Here is an 18,219-nt window from a genome sequence, read left to right as displayed (position 1 = left end):
ATTTCTTTAAGCTTTTCTGCAGTTCGCATCGCCCGTTACAGGAGTTAAAAATCTGTTTACGTTGGACACAGATTGTTTTGGCAATTTCCTGCTGATTTAATTTAAATGAAGCATAAACAAACATACTACCAAAGGATGGCAGAAAAAGAAGTCCACAAAGTAATATGATAATATACTTTTTCAAGAATGTCAATTTGTTTATAAGTGCAAAAATAAACTAATTTTAGTTTTATTCCGAAGAAACTTCTTGGTTCCTTAAAACATTAATCAAGATATAGTGATTACTTACAATCCTGCACAAAATTTTCAAAAACTAGCAATTTAGTATTAATGAGCGCCTATGGAGTCCTGCTCTACAAAATGCAAAATATATTTCTATCTTTTAAATTCATTAAATAAGGTAAAGACATGATGTTACATTGATTTGTAATCTATAAGTATATTATAAGAGAATTTACATCTTGAGAAATAAACTTTTTTTCATAATTATCGAAAAAACACTATCAAATAACGATATATCATAAACATATTTAACTAACTTCACATAAAAGTACTAAAAATCAATACTTTAAAAATACGGCAGACTTTTTGGCAATAAAACTTAAGTTTATGAACCAAAAAAGTAATTGATCAATAGCTGTATATCTACACGTTCAATTGTATCACACCATTTTAAATTAAATACTGTTAATTATGCAAAACGACATTTATCAAATTAAAAGGCTGTTAACTTCTAAAAACAAGACTTTTTCTTATTACAGTCTTGCCGAAATGGAAAACCAGGGATTTAATATTAAAAAAATGCCATTTTCTATTCGGATTCTTTTAGAAAATGTACTACGAAATTATGATGATTTTGCCATCACAAAAGAAAACATCGAAACCCTGCTGAACTGGAAACCAGAAGCTTCTGATAAAGATATTCCCTTTAAACCTGCGCGTGTACTTATGCAGGATTTTACGGGAGTTCCGGCTGTTGTAGATATTGCCTCTCTAAGGGCTGAAGCACAGCGCAGAGGGAAAAATCCCGATATGATAAATCCATTGATTCCTGTAGACCTGGTTATCGATCATTCTGTACAGGTGGATTATTTTGGAACGGAATATTCCTATTTAAGTAATATGGAAGAAGAATACAAGCGTAATTCTGAACGTTATGAATTCTTAAAATGGGCCCAGCAGTCCTTTAGTAATTTTAGTGTTGTTCCTCCGGGTATGGGAATCTGCCATCAGGTTAATTTAGAATATTTATCTAAAGGTGTGATTGAAAGAAACGGAGAAATTTTTCCGGATACATTGGTTGGAACCGACAGTCATACGCCAATGGTAAACGGAATAGGTGTAATCGCCTGGGGTGTTGGAGGTATCGAAGCCGAGGCAGCTATTTTAGGACAGCCTATTTATTTTATTATGCCGGAGGTTATCGGACTTAAGCTTACGGGGAAAATTCCGCTTGGTTCAACAGCCACAGATATGGTACTTACTATTGCAGAGCTACTTCGAAAATATGGTGTTGTCGGTAAATTTGTAGAAGTATTTGGTCCCGGACTTGACAGTTTAAGTGTTCCTGATCGTGCTACTATTGGTAATATGTCTCCTGAATTTGGCTGTACTGTTACCTACTTTCCTATTGATGAAAAAACATTGGAATATATGCGCCTAAGCAACCGTTCTGAAGATCAGATTGATTTGGTCGAAGAATATTGTAAAGCTAATTTATTGTGGAGAACAGGCGATGAATCTATAACCTACACCGACATTCTTGAACTTGATTTGTCTACTATAGAACCTACTATTGCGGGACCAAAAAGACCTCAGGATAAAATTTTGCTTAAGAATTTACAGCCTTCTCTTGTAGATATGCTCGACAAAAGCTTTGGAAGAAAAAGTCTTCCCCAAAAACAAGTTGTTCGTTGGTCGGGCGAAGGAGGTTCGCAGCCAATACAGGGAGATGCCGTAATTTCCGAGAATGCAAAAATTGAAGAAAAAGTGGAAGATGGTATAAAAAGCGTTGCCGTAACTTTAGGCAATGAACAATTTATGCTCTCTGATGGCGCAGTTGCTATTGCTGCTATTACATCATGTACCAACACTTCCAATCCTTATGTAATGATTGGTGCGGGACTTGTTGCAAAAAAAGCCAGAGAAAGAGGGCTTAGCGTAAAGCCGTGGGTAAAAACTTCACTTGCACCGGGCTCAAAAGTAGTAACCGACTATCTCGCCAAAGCAGATTTATTGGGAGATCTTGAAGCTTTAAAATTTCACGTTGTGGGCTACGGATGTACTTCCTGCATTGGTAATTCCGGTCCTTTGCCTGCTCATATTGCCAAAGCTATTGAAGATCATGACCTTGTTTTGGCATCTGTTTTATCTGGTAACCGAAATTTTGAGGCGAGAATTCATCCTCAGATTAAAATGAATTTTTTAATGTCGCCCATGCTTGTGGTCGTTTTTGCACTTGCCGGTAAAGTAGATATTGACTTAATGAATGAACCTGTAAGTTTTGATCCAAATCAGCTGCCTGTTTATTTGAAAGATATCTGGCCAACAGATGATGAAATCCATCAGGTTTTAAGCGATGTTTTATCTCCTAAACAATTTGCTAAAAGTTATGAAACTATTTTTGACGGAAACGAAACATGGCAAAAATTAAAAATACCGGAACAAAAAATATATGCCTGGGATGATCAGTCTACTTACATTAAGGAAGCGCCATTTTTTAAAAATCTTACTGAATTTCCAAAAGAATTACAAGATATTGAAAATGCCCGTACTTTATTAGTCCTTGGAGACAGTATTACCACAGACCATATTTCTCCTGCGGGATCTTTTAATGAGAAATCTGCAGCCGGTAAATATTTATTAAGCAGAAATGTTGAAAAAGCCGATTTCAATTCTTACGGTTCCCGTCGTGGTCATGATGAAGTTATGGTTAGAGGAACCTTTGCCAATGTTCGTATTAAAAACGCTTTGGCAGATAAAGAAGGCGGTTATACCAAATATCTTCCAACGGGTGAAGAAATGAGTGTTTATGATGCTTCGATACAATATAAAGCCGCTAATACTCCGCTGATTATCCTTGCAGGGAAAGAATACGGCAGCGGATCATCGAGAGACTGGGCTGCAAAAGGAACTTTCTTATTAGGTGTAAAAGCTGTACTTGCTGAAAGCTACGAACGTATTCACCGAAGCAATTTGGTAGGTATGGGAGTATTGCCTTTACAATATAAAGATGGAGAAAATGCGTTAAGTCTTGGACTTACCGGAACTGAAATTTTCTCTATATCCGGAATCGCACAGGATATAAAACCTTTAAAGGAACTTAAAGTAACTGCTCAAAAAGAAAATGGTGAAGTGATTAGCTTTGATGTTATTGCCAGACTGGATTCAAAAATTGAAATTGAATATTACAGAAACGATGGAATATTACAATATGTTTTAAGACAATTTCTTCAAACAGCAGAATAGATTTATGTTTTTTGAATTGAAATTAGCGTAAGTAATTAAAAAATAAGAAAGGCTGCAATAAATTGCAGCCTTTCTTATTTGACTAATATAATTTGTTGTTTAAATTCTAAAATATATAATCTGTACTTAAAAAATTAGAATCATGATCTCTTATAATAGAATTAAATAATTTTTTATTTGCATCTGTAGATTTAGTCGCCACAAGCGAACGTATTGAAAAAGATCGCAAAGCATCAGAAATGGATAAAGTTCCTTCTGCGCTGTCTTTTCTTCCTGTAAAAGGAAATACATCAGGTCCGCGTTGTGAAAGACAATTAATATTAACACGGCTCACCAAATTTACAAACGGATCAATAAGGCTTGAAACTTCTTTTGGGTCTTCGCTAAAAATACTGACCTGCATACCGTGAGAGGCATTAATCTGATAGTCTATTGGTTCGTCTATAGAATCAAAAGGTACAACCGGAATTATGGGTCCAAATTGCTCTTCATGATACAATTTCATTTTATCATTTACAGGATATACAACAGCAGGAAAAACAAGTGAATGATTAGAATAACCGCCATTCTCATTTATGATTTTTGCTCCGTTTGCCAGAGCATCATCTAAACAAGTTTTAAGATAAGCCGGTTTGTCAAACTCAGGAAGTGGTGTTATTTTAACGTCTTTTTCCCATGGAAGTCCCGGTTTAAGAGCTGCTACGGCATCGCTTAATTTTTTAACAAATTCATCTGCGATTTCTTTTTGTACAAAAATTAGTTTTAATGCTGTACAACGTTGTCCGTTAAATGATAACGATCCTAAAAGGCATTCACTTACTGCCACGTCAATATCGGCGTGTTTGGTTACAATTGCTGCATTTTTGGCGTCAAGACTTAAAATAGATCTTAGTCTGTTTGCTTTTGGATGTAATTTCTTTAACCCATTTGCGACATTACTTGAGCCTATAAAAGCCAATACATTTACTTTGCCGCTTTCCATTAACGGAGAAATGATTTCAGCTCCTCTGCCGTAAAGTGTATTTACAGTTCCCGGAGGAAATGCTTCTTTAAAAGCATTAAGCAAAGGATAATGCGCTAAAACTCCATGTTTAGGTAATTTAAACAAAATAGTATTTCCCATTATAAGAGCGGGAATCAAAGTGGTGAAAATTTCATTAAGAGGATAATTAAATGGTCCCATACTTAGAACAACTCCCAATGAAGATCTACGAATTTGAGCCAGCACACCTTCTGCTTCCTCAAATCTTGATGATTGTCTGTCCAGATCTTTTAGTGCATCGATTGTAGCATTTATATATTCTACCGTTCTGTCAAATTCCTTTGTTGAATCCGGAAGGCTTTTTCCGATTTCCCACATCAATAATTTAATAACCAACTCACGTTGCTGAATCATTAGGTATACAAATTTCTGCATACATTTAATTCTGTCTTCGACACTCATAGTTGGCCAGACACCTTGTCCGTTATCATAAGCCGCAACTGCTGCATCGAGAGAAACTAAAGCTTCTTTGGCAGAAGTATGCGGAATTGTTCCTACTAACTTGCGCTTAAGTCCTTCGGGACCAGGAATAAAAACCGGTGAAAAAACTTCGGTAACTTCACCATTCCAGGAAACTAATTTCCCGTCTAATAAGTATTCACGCTGATGAATTTCAGAAATCTGATATTCCTGAGGAATTAAGTTTTCCTCCACAAACAGACTGTCAATAGCAGTCTGGGACGCTTTTAAATTTTCCATATTCAATAAATTATTTTGTAATCAGGCTTTTCAATAAAAATGTACTACTAATTTAAGATATTTAATTCTTTAACAATCATAAGATCAGGATTATTAAACAAGCATTGTAACTTTATTTATTCGACAATTTTGATTCGAGTTCTTTTATCTTATTTTCTAGGTTTTTAATGTATTCTCTTTGTGGCAGTAAAGCTTCTTCTATCTCTTCTGTTGTATAACGAGGTGTTATATGTTGTGGACAATTCCAGTCGTATGCCTGAATTTCAAAAATCATCATTCTTTCTGGTTTAAATTTGTAATCTGCTGGTTTCAAAAGATTATATAATTCTTCATTTTCTTTTAAATCAACAATTTTTGCGTGTGCATAAATCTTCAGCCTTGCTCTTTGTGGATATGATAGCAGTATTAAAGCTACATTTTCATTTTTAGAAATATTACCTGTCGAAATATATTGTCTGTTTCCTACAAAATCTACAATGCCAATTGTTTTATTATCTATTACCTTAATAAATCCTGCTGGCCCGCCACGGTGTTGGATGTATGGATATTCATTTTCACCAAAACTAGCCATATAAAAACTATCCCTATCACCAATAAAATTAATTTCATTATCTGTAAGTCCATCAACAACCGACATTTTTTCCATACGGTCATAAGTGCTTCTGCTTCCAACTTCTTCCTGTATTTTTTTATGGCATCTGTAAATGCTAATTGTGAGTAGTTCATACTTTGAGGATTTTAGTTTTTCTAACTATTGTAAAAAGTATAATTTTAAGGATCATCAACGCTATTATTTTGAATGTAAAAATGTCCTTTAAATTACTATATAAATTTAATTGATTTCTTTATATAACTTTTCTTTTACGATCAGTAATATCTATGATCCAATGAATATCTTCCTGCATCCATAAAAAAAATGAACCCTAGCGCGGAAGAAAAATACCCAAAATAGCTTCCTTTCTGTTTCTGGCAATGGGCAAACTGATTTCATTCAGATATAAAGTACTGCCATCTATATGGGTAATATATTTTGTATTGACGATATAGGATTTATGAATTTGTAAAAAATCCTCCTGAGGCAACTGGTCCAAAATATTCTTTAAAGTATGGTGCACAATTATTCGTTTGTGGTTTTCAAGATGTATTTCGACATAATTCTGCATACTCTTGACATATAAAATTTGAGTAGGCACAACTTTAAAAAAAACACCATTTTCTTTAAAGAACAAAGGCTTAACTGTGTTTTCCTGATGAAACATTAAATCATACATCTTTTTTGCCTTAAAAACAGAGGCTTTAAAATCTTCAAAAAAATAGGCTTGAGTAAATAATCTACCGCATTTACCTTGTATCCTTTCAAAGCATATTCGGAGTAAGCAGTTGTAAAGACGATCATCGAGGGCTTATCTGTTATCATTTTTGCAAATTCCAATCCGTTTAAAAACGGCATTTGTATATCCAGAAATATCAGGTCAATAGTTTCACTTTTTAATTTTTCCATTGCCTGATGTGCATTTGAAAACGAACCTCTGTTTTCCAAAAAGTCAAATTCTTTGATAAATTCACTCAATCCTTCGCGGGCAATGCGCTCGTCATCTATTACTATACATGTCATTACCTATTCAAATTTATTTGGAGTTCTACTCTGTATTTATTTTCTTCCCTCTTAATTTCCAAATTATAATTACCCGGATAAGAAAGATCCAGTCTCTTCTTCACATATTTTAGTCCGACACCTTTTGATTTTTTATTGTCTGATACCGAATTGGTCGTGTTTTCTATTTTCAGAAACAGGTTATTTTCATTTTCCAAATAGATGTGTAAGTGTATGTAATTGGTTTTATCAGCAAAATCGGAAACATGTTTAAAGGCATTTTCAATGAAAGTCGATAAGAGAAACGGAATGATCATTAAATGATTTTCTGCAATATTACATTGAAAGGAAATCTGCAAATCTTCACCGGATCTATCTTTTTCTAATTCAAAATAATGCTTCAAAAAAGAAATTTCATCGTCTAGCTTTATCCATTTGTTTTGTGATTCGTAAACATAATACTGCAGTATTTTACTGTATCTGGAAAGCAGTTCGAGAGCTTCCTCTTTATCCTTTCGAATTAAAAATTGCAGATTGTTTAAGATATTAAAGGTAAAATGCGGGCTTAATTGCGTCCGTAGGTTATCAATTTCGTTTTCTAAAACACTGTTTTTCAACTCCTGATGAAGTTTTTCAGATTCGACGTTCTGCTTGAATAACTCTATTGAATAACTCCCACCGGAGATCAGAATACTTACCATCAGCATTCCGAAAAACAAAGACAGCATGTCATTGGGCATTACGAGCCTCTCAGAGGGAATTGCTCCCACAATTAAACAGCCTTCAAATGTCAAAATTACAGCTGTTATTACACTGGCTAACAAAGCATATAGGATGAATTTTATGGAACTTTCACTATTCAGATACCTTTTTGCCAGCCTGTTTATCACACACAGCACATGTATTCTCAAGGTTAATGTGATGGATAGTGAAAACAAAACACCGCCCAAAAATGACAAGTCATCGGACAATTGCAATAAAGTCATCAGGAACATAAAAATCCAAAAAACGTAATCTGCTTTTTTTACAGTAAACATGGCTTGTTTTATTTTTTTACAAAAATACCTTTTTCTAATCGGCAATAGAAAACCGTTGGTCAACAAAAAACGACCACTTGTCAAAAGCAAAAAAGAGCATTAAAGTAAAAATATAGTTTTGTTCCGAAATTTTTAGAAACAAATCCATATCATGAAAACAACATTAATTTTAGCTGCATTACTTTTTTACTTATGAATGTAAAATCAAGGGCACAAGTATCTTTTAAAACCGAATATTTTGGTACATCAAACTATAAAAATAACGATGGTGACAAAGTGGGCAATAGCAAAGGCTCGGCTATGGTTTACAGCGGAATTGCCAATATTCCCCTTGCTGTAAAAATAAATAAAGACAGTCTTTCGTCAACATGGATTCTTAATTTATCCGGCGATCATGCTTCGCTTGACAACAAAAATTTTACTCAGGATTTGGTTTTATCCCATATCACCAACCTTCAGTTATCAGTTGTTAACATTCGTCAATTGAATCAAAAATGGTCTCTTATAGCTTTTGCCGGTGCGGGAATCTACACCAGCGAAACCCAAATTTCTAAAGTGAATGCCAATAGTATTCTGGGCAATGGCGGTGCTATTTTTGTAAAAAAATCAACCCTAAACTGGATCTTGGTGCAGGACTTGCCCTGACAAATACTCTTGGATACCCAATGCTTTTTCCTGCTTTATATGTAAATTACAACTCAGAAGGAAAATATACTTTTAAGTTTTCAATGCTAAACGGAATTCAGGCATCAGCCGGATACAATTTTAATAAAACATTTGATTTACATCTAATTGCCGAAATGAATGGTCAGATGGCTTTGCTTAAAAAAGACGGCAAAAATGTGATTTTTACGCACCAGTATGTTGTTGCAGGATTAAGACCTGAAATCAAAATAAATAAGAATATTAGCCTGCCTATTACACTTGGAGTGAATGCCGTACGATTTGCATATTTTCAGGATCGAAACCTCAAAAGCTTTTTTAAAGATAAAGAAAGTTCCTATTTTGATTTTTCACCGTATGCAGCAGCTCAAATAAATTATAAATTTTGAAAATATAAAGCATAGCACATTGAGAATTTTAAATCAATAAACAGAAAAAGCTCCTGCCTCACAGCAAGAGCTTTACTTGGATACAGATTATTAATTCATTAGTTATTATAGTGTGGTGAGCACACCGCCATCTACTCGGGTAATTGCCCCGTTGGTTGCAGAAGCTAAAGGACTGCAGAGATATACTGCCATGTTTGCGATTTCAGAAGGAGCAATAAAACGTTGTAATAGTGAGGTTTGGTTGGTATTTTGTATAATAAGTTCTTTCATTTGCTCCTCTGACAATTGCTGTGCCTGGGCAATCTGCGAGACAACCTCTGCAACACCATCAGAATAAGTAGGGCCTCCTAAAATTGAATTAACAGTAACCTGAGTATTTTTGGTAAGTTTAGAAAGACCGTTGCTAATGGAAAGCAAAGCAGTTTTAGTCATTCCGTAATGGATCATACTCTCCGGAATATTGACTCCGGATTCACTACTGATAAACAGGACTCTGCCCCAGCCTTTTTCCATCATTTTTGGAAATAATGCCCTTGAGAGCCTAATACTGCTCATAACATTAATCTCAAAAATAGATAACCACTGCTCATCTGTTATTTCCGTAAAACCCTTTAGTTCAAAAACACCAACATTGTTGATCAGAATATCTACCTGTGGCAAAGCATCTATTAAAGCATTGACCTGCTCTATATTTGAAAAATCAGCCGCAATACCCGACACTTCTGCCTGAGGTATTTCTTGCCTGAGTTTTTGAAGAGCGTTCTCTATTTTAGCCTGATTTCGACCGTTTATAATAACGGTAGCCCCTTCAGTAAGAAGCTGGCGCGCAATGGCATAACCGATACCTTGAGTTGAACCGCTGATAAAAGCGGTCTTTGATTGTAATTGTAAATCCATTTTATATTTATTATTGTATTGATTACTACAAAAATAATTCAAAGAAAAAAGAGCTATTTATGTCTTTATTTTTTGAATAAACTAATTTTATTATTTTGTATTGATTACTACAAAAATGTGTAAAAAAACAGCTTAGCTCAATACACTAAGCTGCATTTCTATTTGTGCTTTAAGAATTGTATTATCGGGATACATACGCCTCGTTACATTAAATCCGCACCAGAAGGTAATTAAATAACGTCCCAGAATCTCAGCGCTGGTTTTGTTTTTCATGGTTCCGTCCCTTTGGGCTTTTTCAATAACATCAATATACATCTGTTCCACTTCTTTTAAAACCCTAACCGCTTCTTCCTCGAGTGACTGATCAACAAAAGTCATTTCCGTAACAGTATTTGCAATCAGGCAGCCCTGCAAATGAGTCAGTTTGTCGGCATGTGCCAGTGAGCGGTAAAAATCTTTAATCACCTCAAGTGGCGCTGTGCTTGCATCAACGATGGCTTTAAACTCGGCAAAAGCTTCTCTGCGCTGTTGAATAGCCCTGGAAAATAACTCCTTTTTACCTCCTTTGAAAGTGTTATAAAAACTACCGCTTCCAATCTTCATGGCATTTAGCAAATCTTCCAGTGAAGTGGCTGTGTACCCTTTCTCCCAGAAAATGTGCTGTGCCTTTTCCAGCAACTCTTTCTCCTTAAAAATCGTAGGTCTTCCTCTCATTTTGTTATTTTTGTATTGATCGATACAAAAATAGAATCTTTCTTTTAAAAAGAAGTTTTTCAGTATTATTTTTTCATAAACTTCCGAAATACTGTCTAACCTAACCGGTAAGGAAAGAATTATAATAAAAAAAGGCTGTCTTTTAAAGACAGCCTTTCGTTGCAAAATATTTAATTTATTAGCATATAAATATTATTGAGCATCCCAAGACGCACTGCCATAATAAATAGAGCTTGTTACAGGGGCTTTCCAATATTCCTGACTGCCGCCACGGAAGGTATGAAGACTTACTGCATTAACATTTCGCTTAGAATCGTTAGTTACCCAACGAATTGTTTGATTCAATATTTCTGTACCATTTACATAATATTTGACATATCCATTTGTATTTGATCCAGTATTTAACTTAACAGATATCTGACAGTTATACGTCACTCCTTCTTGTATGTAGTACTTTTTTCCAAAATCATTCCCATATTGTCCGGGCTGATCTTTATAGTAAACATAAGGCTGGAGATAAGCTCCGCTTCCTTTCGAAGTGTTTGATCCATTCGGACAATACCACATAAATCTGGCACTACCGCCATTGCCATCCCATCCTGGGTCACCTCCGGTATTCTGGTCACCAATTAGGATCCCATATCCGCATTTACCGCCTCTGCTCCAATAAAATCCGGAATTAAATTTCATAGTAAACCAAACGGTGTAAACGCCTTCTGACCAGACGCCATACGATGTACACAAACCACCTGGACATGTTAGTGTATTTGTTTTCAATGTGATTGTTCTGGCTCCGGCACTGCCTAACGCAGCAACAAGTGAGGCGGCATCTTTGTTGGTACTTTCCGGCGTGTCTTTGTTTTTACTTTGTATCACATCTTTGTTAACACTTTGTGGTACATCTAAATTTTCTTCCTTTTCACAGGAATTAAATAATAATGCTGTAATAAATAGCATACTTGTCAATTTTAAGATTTTTTTCATTTTTTTAAAGGTTAAAGGGTTAGTAAATAAATAGGTAGTAATTATATCGTTCCTGCAATTGTGCTGAACTTGCTATTGCATTTATATTTTTTCTGATTATTCTAAATCACGTCAGGTTTGTGACGCTATTAGCAATTAACATCACAAAGTTGATAAATAATAACTGTCACAAGGAGTAGTAAAGTACGTTTTTACGTACACAAAAATCCAGCTTAAGAATTTTGTGCATATTTTTTTAGATAAAAAAAACACTACTTTATTTGAGTGCTTATTTATATCCACGACTTTAATTTTATAAGATCAGCATTAAAAGATATAACATTAAAAAGCAGCTGTATTTAGATATTTGTAAAGTAAATACAGAAATCTAATAACAACAATTATGAATACCAAATTTAAAAAAGGACAGGAAGTTAAACAGGAATTTGGAGGTCCTGTAATGAAAGTAATAGGCTTTGAGCCAGAGCTAATTGAAAATATTATTACACAATGGGAAGACGAGGAAGGAACTATCATAACAGCAAAATTTATGGATTCTGTTCTGGTACCTGCCAATGAAAACACAAATTGAATTGCTCATTAGGATTTCAATTAGAATAAAACCACAGCATAAAAGTGTTGATTTAAAACACATTATATAAAGACGTGACAACAACTCCTCAAATGACATTGTTGTCTCAATTAAAATTTCCCTAAGCAGAATCTCCAGAAGATTCTGCATTTCCACCACCGTTTTTTTGAAGTACCCTTTTTTGATTGTAGCTTTTTGAATATACAAATGAGCTAGAAGTAACTACATATTTTTCTTAAATAGAAATTATGAAACTTTTGAGGAAAATTATATAAGAAAAAAATGTCCAAAAATATTTATTTGCAAGTAGTAAAACTTGTACAAAAATAAACTACATAATTTACAACGTTCTTATCAGATGTTATTACCCTGTATTAATGATCCCAAATAAATTAATCCACCATCATAATAATTAGTCTCTTATGAAAAGATATACGCTCTTTATAATGTTAATTTCCTCTATATGCCTTGCTCAGAATACCCCTCCACCACCGGGATTGCCAGATCCACCGGCAGTCTCCATAAATAGCATAGATATTATTTTATTCGTTACAGCAGTTTATCTTGGCTTCTATTTCATTTTGAGGAACAAACTAAAAAGATGATTTTAAAATAAAAATGCATCATCCCATGAAAAACACCATTAATTAATCTACAAAAATTGTGGCCAATGAAAAGAAAAATATTCTTACTATCAATTGTGATTTCAGTTCAGAGTTTTGCTCAAATATATGTAGGTGCAAGCACACCTGTTTATGTAAAAAACCAAGTGCTTTATGTTGGTCAAAATATAAATTTGGCAGCTAACTCCAATCTTTATTTGAGAAATAATTCTCAATTCGTACAAGGATCCTCAGGATTATCTACCAATACCGGAACTGGGATTTTATCGGTTTATCAGGAAGGAACTTCTGATAATTTTGATTACAATTACTGGTGTTCACCCGTTGGAAATAATATTGCTTCTTCTGTCAATAATAATTTCGGAATCACCTTATTATATCGACCTTCTACATCGATCGCTTCTACAAATGCTGCGATACTGCCCATTGGGAGTTATAATGGAACAGCCAATCCGTTAGCAATAGCCTCACATTGGATTTATAAATTAACAAATGCCAATAACTACTCGCAATGGGTTCAGGTGGGAAGTGCTACAACAATTGCGCCAGGCGAAGGATTTACGATGAAAGGAGCCAGCGGATCAGATAGTGCAGATCCCGAAGCAACAGGCATTGTAAACAATCCTACAGGCGCTCAAAGATATGATTTTAGGGGAAAACCCAATGATGGAAATATCGCCGTTACAGTTGGTACCAATAATGCAACCCTGACCGGAAATCCTTATCCATCAGCTTTACATCTAAATGCTTTTCTGTTAGATCCAACAAATAATGCTTCAACTGGTATTGCTTATTTTTGGCAACAGGACAAAAATGTAAATTCTCATTTTCTCTCTGCATATCGAGGAGGATATGCCGCATATTCGCCGGTTAGTTTAGGTTCGAATGGAATTTATACTGCAGCAACATTTAGATCCTATAATAGTGACGGAACATTAAACAATAATCCACCAAGTGGTACAAGTCCTGTTGTGCAAAGAAAATATCTCCCAATTGGTCAGGGCTTTTTGATAAATGGAGCTAGTAATGGGACAGTAACTTTTAGAAATTCGCATCGCATTTTTTATAAAGAAGGAAGCGGTTTATCTCAATTTGAAAAAATTCCAAAAAAAACAACTTCAAAAACAGAAGATGAACTTGAAAAAGAAGAAGCTATACCTCTTTCTTATTTTAAGATTAATACAATTATAAATAATGAGTTCACCAGACAACTTGCTTTAGCATTTACACCTCAAGCCACAGATGGAATTGACAGGGGAATCGATGCTAAAAATTTAGACGAAAGCCTTCCTAATGATGTTTCTTTTTGGATAGAAAACAGCAATTATGTAATTCAGGGAACTAGTTTTGATGCATCAAAAAAAATTCCACTCTCTGCAAAAGCAACTACAAAAACAACCTTTAAATTTTATATCCCCGAAATTGTTGATTTTGATACTTCACAGCAAATTTATATCTATGACGCACTTGATATGTCTTATCATGATATTAAAAATGGGACATACGAAGTTACTGTAGATCCCGGAACTTATGCGGAACGTTTTAAAATAAGTTTTACCAACCAGACACTTGGCACAAATCAAGAAAGTAAGACTAATTTTTATATCACTCAGGACAATAAAAATCAGGTTTTAAAAGCACTAAATCCAAATAATATAGCAATACAGTCATTTGTTCTATATGACGTTTTGGGCAAAGCAGTACTTTCAAAATACCGTATTGGAATTGAGCAGAGCTATACTTTTTCGACTTCCGGGCTTAGTTCTGGTATTTACATTGCAACATTCCTTACCGCTGATAATATAAAAATTACCCAAAAAGTTATTATCTCCTATTCCGGAAAATAGTAATCGACTTAACTATAATCTAACAGCCTGCTCAACATTTAAAATCTTTGATTAATTAATATTAGAAATTTATGGTAACTACACGTACTTCACAAAATACTAAAATTATATTATTGCTATTTTTCTACTTCTTAACTTTTATTGGTAATGCACAAGTTGGTATTGGTACTACTAATCCAAATACCAGTTCCGTTTTAGATATATCTTCTACAACACATGGTATGCTGGCTCCAAGAATGACAACTGCACAAAGAAACGCTATTGTAACACCTGCTGATGCGTTACTGGTTTACGATACTGATGTAAAATCGTTTTATTATTATAATTCGACTACGGCAGCGTGGACAATTCTTAGCGGCGGTACACCTTCGAGAGTAAATTTCAAGCGTATTAAAGCCGGGGACAATCTGGCTGTTGTTCTCGCACCTGAACTCGCGGCAGGTGGAGGTTCTAAATATGTCTTAACCGCAAATACTTTGTATGAAATTAACGGCCAGGTTGTATTTAATTTGCCTATAGACTTAAATAACGCTTATCTGGATGGTCTGGATGCAAATGAAGATATAATTGTAAAAACATCAGGTGTCCTTTTTGACGGCACAACAGGCGGCAGTATTCGAAACCTAACCATAACAACACCAGGTGCTACAGTTTTTAATTTGAATGCGGCAGCATCAACTTCTACCTTTTTACTTAGGGATACGGTTATTGCCAATTCAAATAATATTGGTCTCATTTCTGGTTATGGGCTTGTTTTTTTAAGCATCGTTAATTTTTCAGGAAATACAAATGGTATTACTTACAATAATATTGGTCAATTACTATTGAGCAATCAGGCCTGGTTTAGTAATAACGCAGGTACCTATGAAAAATTTACCGGCACATTTAATCTGATAGAAAAACAGGGAGGTTTCTCCAATGTAGCTAGTGGAGCCTTCGGTTTAGATGTTTCTACGCCGGGTCTTACAATCAGCGGGGATGCTGTTTTAGAGTCTGTTGTTTTTACAGGTCCTACTCCGGCAAATTATATCAGACCATATCCGGCATCTTCAACAACATACACAGGCTATAACTTTAATAACAGCTGGACAGTGAGGGCTGCAGGAATTCCCACCGAGGCAGATGCCAATGCGGTAGGTGATTTTGCAATAGATTATGCGGTTAATAATGTGGGCATCAATGTGCCTTTGAACAACTCTACACCAAGTAATATTGTAAAAGTAGGAATAAGTTCAGGTACCGCTCCTACTACAATATATTCAAATTTGTTTAGATTTACGACTGATGCGACTTCTGCCGGTTATAACAGATTAATTTACGCCGGAAAAAAGAAAAGAATTTTTCAAATAACCGGTGCTATTTCTATTCAGGTGCCTGGAGCCGGGATTTTCTTAGCATACGTTACTAAAAATGGTACTCCTTTAACACAATATAAAATTTATGGAAGAAGTACTATTAGTGGTGATATTATAAACCTTCCCTTGCAAGCCACGGCAGAATTGAATACTGGCGATTATATAGAAGTGGCTGTACAGCGTAATTCCGGAGCAACGGGGACGGTCTCAGTACCAACTTTAGCATTAACGATAAAATAAGAAAAATCACCTCACTATATTATAATTTTTCATTGGGAAGTTCCGGCTATTTTTTGCAGGAACTTCCCAAGGAAATTAAATCAGAGATCTTCCTCCAGATTCCATGTATTCTATAATTAATTCACTAATAATACACCGCCGTTATTGGGGATTTTTATCTCGACTTCCTTATTATTTTTAAGTTTAATTGTTTCTACTTTTCCATTTAGATTTTCGTCATCAGAATAATATTTTAATGCTGTTCCAGAAGCAATCATTGGCAGTTTTAGTTTAAGCTTTATTGTTTCTTTTTGAGCATTTACGCCTGCTATGTACCATTTGTTTCCTTTTCGGCGTGCAAAAACGACGTATTTACCCGGATATCCGTCCAGAAAACGAACTTCATCCCAGGTTGTTGGAACTTCTTTCATAAAATTAATTGCCCAATCCGGAGCATCATTTAAATTATTAGGCGCCAAGGCAAAATGCTGAACACCACTCTGAAAAAGAACTGCTGTAGCTAAAGCAAACACATCAGAAGTAATTCGTCTTGAACCTTTATTGGGAATATTATCACTATTATAAAATTTATTCAGAGCGCTTCCGCCAAAATCCATACTGCCAACTGTATTTCTAATAAAAGTATGTGTTGCGGCATTCTTAGCTTCATTGTCACAGCTTGCTTGTCCAAAATGCAGATTTTCACTCGCTAAAACAGCCTCACTTGCCGCGTAATTGGGATACATGCGCTCCCAACCTCTTGGTAATGTACAGCCGTGAAAAATAACCATTAATCCAAAATCATTAGCATCTGTCAGGATATCTTCATACAGTTTCATGGTGACTTGCTTGTCTCCGCCAAAAAAGTCAACTTTAATTCCTTTAACACCAATACTTTTCATCCACGCCATTTCCTGACGACGGATTGCTGCATTGTCCATTTTTCCTCTTGGCCCTTGCGGCGCATCATTCCAATAGCCATTTGAGTTGTACCACAAATACAAACCCACGTTTTTTGTACTTCCATATTCCGCTAATTCGGCAATTTTATCTTTTCCAATTTGTGTATCCCAAAGTGCATCAACCAAAATGGTTTCATAGCCTAAAGCAGTACTAAAATCGATGTATTGTTTTTGAACCGGAAAAGTGGTGTTGTTATCCATTTTCATAATCCAGCTCCACGTACCTTTTGTATATTGATATTCTTTTGAGGCTTTGTATTTTGGGTGAACCAAATCAAACGGAATCGTGGTTTCTACTATTGGATTTAGCGTTTCGCCAATTGTAATCGTTCGCCATGGAGTTTCGCCCGGAAGCGGTATTCCCGGAGCAGTTGTTCCGTTTCCGTTATTTTCTCCTGCCATTGGAAAACCAATCGTATACAATCCTTTTTCGCGACCTATTAATCTGCTGCCGCAATAATTTCCATCAACGCCTGTTTCAGAAATTAAAACCCAACCCTTATTATTTACTTTAAAAAGACATGGAAAAGTATAACCTTCGCCCATACCATTTTTTCCCATTACATCATCCAAACTATAAGTTGTTTCATAACTTGGCGCACTTCTGGCATATCCTGTCATGGGTTTACTTTGCGGACAAAGAAATGTTGTCGTTCCCTGAGGCAGCAAAAAACCAGAAGCTTCTTCCTCGACTACACAAGAGATAATATCTTTTTGCGGATGTATTTTATATTTGAAAGCGACATTGTTATTGCTCACTCTGAAAATTATATCAATCGCAGGTTTGTTTTCTTTTGCGAAAGAGAATACGGCTTCGTTTGCTTCATAATGTACCTCACGCTGCTTAATATTAGGAAGTTCGTATTTTCCATCTACTTTATTTTGATTGGGTTCCGATTTTAAACTTAATCCTGTTGTAAAATCACCAACATTTGTTTTTAAGCCAAGTGGAGAATTTTCTAAGAATATTTTATCATTATAAGTGATACTATACAAAGGAGTTCCATTTGAGATCAACACCGAAACTTTAAGTTTTCCGTCGGGACTTTTTACAACTGATTGTGCACTTAATTTTAAAAAACCAAACAGACAGAAAAATATAATATATTTAAAATTCATAACACTTTGATAATTGGTTATTTGTTATTGGTAACA

At 35.0% G+C, this 18,219-nt stretch carries 13 protein-coding genes and 1 pseudogene; 5 read left to right on the top strand and 9 right to left on the bottom strand.

What is annotated here, in order from left to right; translation table 11 throughout:
- The first annotated feature begins 693 nt into the window (after positions 1–693).
- The gene (acnA, locus tag ACZZZT_RS11930; protein ID WP_463460511.1) at positions 694–3,468 is read left to right on the top strand and encodes an aconitate hydratase AcnA; all 2,775 of its coding nucleotides are present in this window, start codon (positions 694–696) and stop codon (positions 3,466–3,468) included.
- 106 nt (positions 3,469–3,574) lie between these two features.
- On the opposite strand, the gene ACZZZT_RS11925 is transcribed toward acnA, so the two are convergent.
- The 5 genes from ACZZZT_RS11925 to ACZZZT_RS11905 all read right to left on the bottom strand — a co-directional run bounded on the left by ACZZZT_RS11925 (position 3,575) and on the right by ACZZZT_RS11905 (position 7,840).
- Positions 3,575–5,209, bottom strand: a complete 1,635-nt coding sequence (locus ACZZZT_RS11925; protein ID WP_463460510.1) for an NADP-dependent glyceraldehyde-3-phosphate dehydrogenase — start codon at positions 5,207–5,209, stop codon at positions 3,575–3,577.
- Between the two features lie 112 nt (positions 5,210–5,321).
- On the bottom strand, positions 5,322–5,855 hold the full coding sequence (locus tag ACZZZT_RS11920) for a pyridoxamine 5'-phosphate oxidase family protein (protein WP_463460509.1): 534 nt from the start codon (positions 5,853–5,855) through the stop codon (positions 5,322–5,324).
- 277 nt (positions 5,856–6,132) lie between these two features.
- Entirely contained in the window at positions 6,133–6,480 is a 348-nt protein-coding gene (locus ACZZZT_RS11915; protein ID WP_463460508.1) for a LytR/AlgR family response regulator transcription factor, read from the bottom strand.
- Positions 6,468–6,824, bottom strand: coding sequence for a LytR/AlgR family response regulator transcription factor (locus ACZZZT_RS11910; protein ID WP_463460507.1), 357 nt, complete (start codon positions 6,822–6,824; stop codon positions 6,468–6,470). The genes ACZZZT_RS11915 and ACZZZT_RS11910 overlap by 13 nt, the downstream gene beginning before the upstream one ends.
- Positions 6,824–7,840 carry a sensor histidine kinase gene (locus tag ACZZZT_RS11905; RefSeq protein WP_463460506.1) on the bottom strand — a complete coding sequence of 339 codons (1,017 nt, stop codon included), beginning with the start codon at positions 7,838–7,840 and terminating at the stop codon, positions 6,824–6,826. The genes ACZZZT_RS11910 and ACZZZT_RS11905 overlap by 1 nt, the downstream gene beginning before the upstream one ends.
- A 192-nt stretch (positions 7,841–8,032) precedes the next feature.
- On the opposite strand from ACZZZT_RS11905, the pseudogene ACZZZT_RS11900 reads away from it, so the two are divergent.
- Positions 8,033–8,892: pseudogene (locus ACZZZT_RS11900) on the top strand (DUF6268 family outer membrane beta-barrel protein).
- Positions 8,893–8,997: 105 nt separating this feature from the next.
- Here the strand turns inward: ACZZZT_RS11900 and ACZZZT_RS11895 are convergent.
- The 3 genes from ACZZZT_RS11895 to ACZZZT_RS11885 form a co-directional block, all read right to left on the bottom strand.
- Positions 8,998–9,789: an SDR family NAD(P)-dependent oxidoreductase gene (locus ACZZZT_RS11895; protein ID WP_463460505.1), complete on the bottom strand. Its 792-nt coding sequence runs from the start codon at positions 9,787–9,789 to the stop codon at positions 8,998–9,000.
- 132 nt (positions 9,790–9,921) lie between these two features.
- The gene (locus ACZZZT_RS11890) at positions 9,922–10,668 is read right to left on the bottom strand and encodes a TetR/AcrR family transcriptional regulator (RefSeq protein WP_463460504.1); all 747 of its coding nucleotides are present in this window, start codon (positions 10,666–10,668) and stop codon (positions 9,922–9,924) included.
- 27 nt (positions 10,669–10,695) lie between these two features.
- Positions 10,696–11,487 (bottom strand): polysaccharide lyase, encoded by a 792-nt coding sequence (locus ACZZZT_RS11885; protein WP_463460503.1) that lies wholly within the window; start codon positions 11,485–11,487, stop codon positions 10,696–10,698.
- Between the two features lie 382 nt (positions 11,488–11,869).
- On the opposite strand from ACZZZT_RS11885, the gene ACZZZT_RS11880 reads away from it, so the two are divergent.
- The 3 genes from ACZZZT_RS11880 (at position 11,870) to ACZZZT_RS11870 (ending at position 16,123) form a co-directional block, all read left to right on the top strand.
- Entirely contained in the window at positions 11,870–12,058 is a 189-nt protein-coding gene (locus tag ACZZZT_RS11880; RefSeq protein WP_463460502.1) for a hypothetical protein, read from the top strand.
- 670 nt (positions 12,059–12,728) lie between these two features.
- A complete protein-coding gene (locus ACZZZT_RS11875) occupies positions 12,729–14,528 on the top strand; it encodes a T9SS type A sorting domain-containing protein (RefSeq protein ID WP_463460501.1) in 1,800 nt (599 codons plus the stop codon).
- A 71-nt stretch (positions 14,529–14,599) separates the two neighbouring features.
- Positions 14,600–16,123, top strand: a complete 1,524-nt coding sequence (locus ACZZZT_RS11870; protein ID WP_463460500.1) for a hypothetical protein — start codon at positions 14,600–14,602, stop codon at positions 16,121–16,123.
- A gap of 116 nt (positions 16,124–16,239) precedes the next feature.
- Here the strand turns inward: ACZZZT_RS11870 and ACZZZT_RS11865 are convergent, their stop codons facing one another.
- Positions 16,240–18,183, bottom strand: a complete 1,944-nt coding sequence (locus ACZZZT_RS11865) for a glycoside hydrolase family 97 protein (RefSeq protein WP_463460499.1) — start codon at positions 18,181–18,183, stop codon at positions 16,240–16,242.
- Positions 18,184–18,219 lie beyond the last annotated feature (36 nt).

Source organism: Flavobacterium sp. AC274 (assembly GCF_979258275.1).
The sequence above is the reverse complement of the archived record's forward strand: the minus strand, read 5'-3'. Positions and strand labels throughout refer to the sequence as shown.

Excerpts from the sequence above, each read along its gene's own strand:
- ACZZZT_RS11895 (WP_463460505.1), bottom strand. The coding sequence starts at position 9,789 with ATGGATTTACAATTACAATCAAAGACCGCTTTTATCAGCGGTTCAACT.
- ACZZZT_RS11905 (WP_463460506.1), bottom strand. The coding sequence starts at position 7,840 with ATGTTTACTGTAAAAAAAGCAGATTACGTTTTTTGGATTTTTATGTTC.
- ACZZZT_RS11875 (WP_463460501.1), top strand. The coding sequence starts at position 12,729 with ATGAAAAGAAAAATATTCTTACTATCAATTGTGATTTCAGTTCAGAGT.
- ACZZZT_RS11920 (WP_463460509.1), bottom strand. The coding sequence starts at position 5,855 with ATGGAAAAAATGTCGGTTGTTGATGGACTTACAGATAATGAAATTAAT.
- ACZZZT_RS11910 (WP_463460507.1), bottom strand. The coding sequence starts at position 6,824 with ATGACATGTATAGTAATAGATGACGAGCGCATTGCCCGCGAAGGATTG.
- ACZZZT_RS11915 (WP_463460508.1), bottom strand. The coding sequence starts at position 6,480 with ATGTATGATTTAATGTTTCATCAGGAAAACACAGTTAAGCCTTTGTTC.
- ACZZZT_RS11865 (WP_463460499.1), bottom strand. The coding sequence starts at position 18,183 with ATGAATTTTAAATATATTATATTTTTCTGTCTGTTTGGTTTTTTAAAA.
- ACZZZT_RS11925 (WP_463460510.1), bottom strand. The coding sequence starts at position 5,209 with ATGGAAAATTTAAAAGCGTCCCAGACTGCTATTGACAGTCTGTTTGTG.
- ACZZZT_RS11870 (WP_463460500.1), top strand. The coding sequence starts at position 14,600 with ATGGTAACTACACGTACTTCACAAAATACTAAAATTATATTATTGCTA.
- acnA (WP_463460511.1), top strand. The coding sequence starts at position 694 with ATGCAAAACGACATTTATCAAATTAAAAGGCTGTTAACTTCTAAAAAC.
- ACZZZT_RS11880 (WP_463460502.1), top strand. The coding sequence starts at position 11,870 with ATGAATACCAAATTTAAAAAAGGACAGGAAGTTAAACAGGAATTTGGA.
- ACZZZT_RS11885 (WP_463460503.1), bottom strand. The coding sequence starts at position 11,487 with ATGAAAAAAATCTTAAAATTGACAAGTATGCTATTTATTACAGCATTA.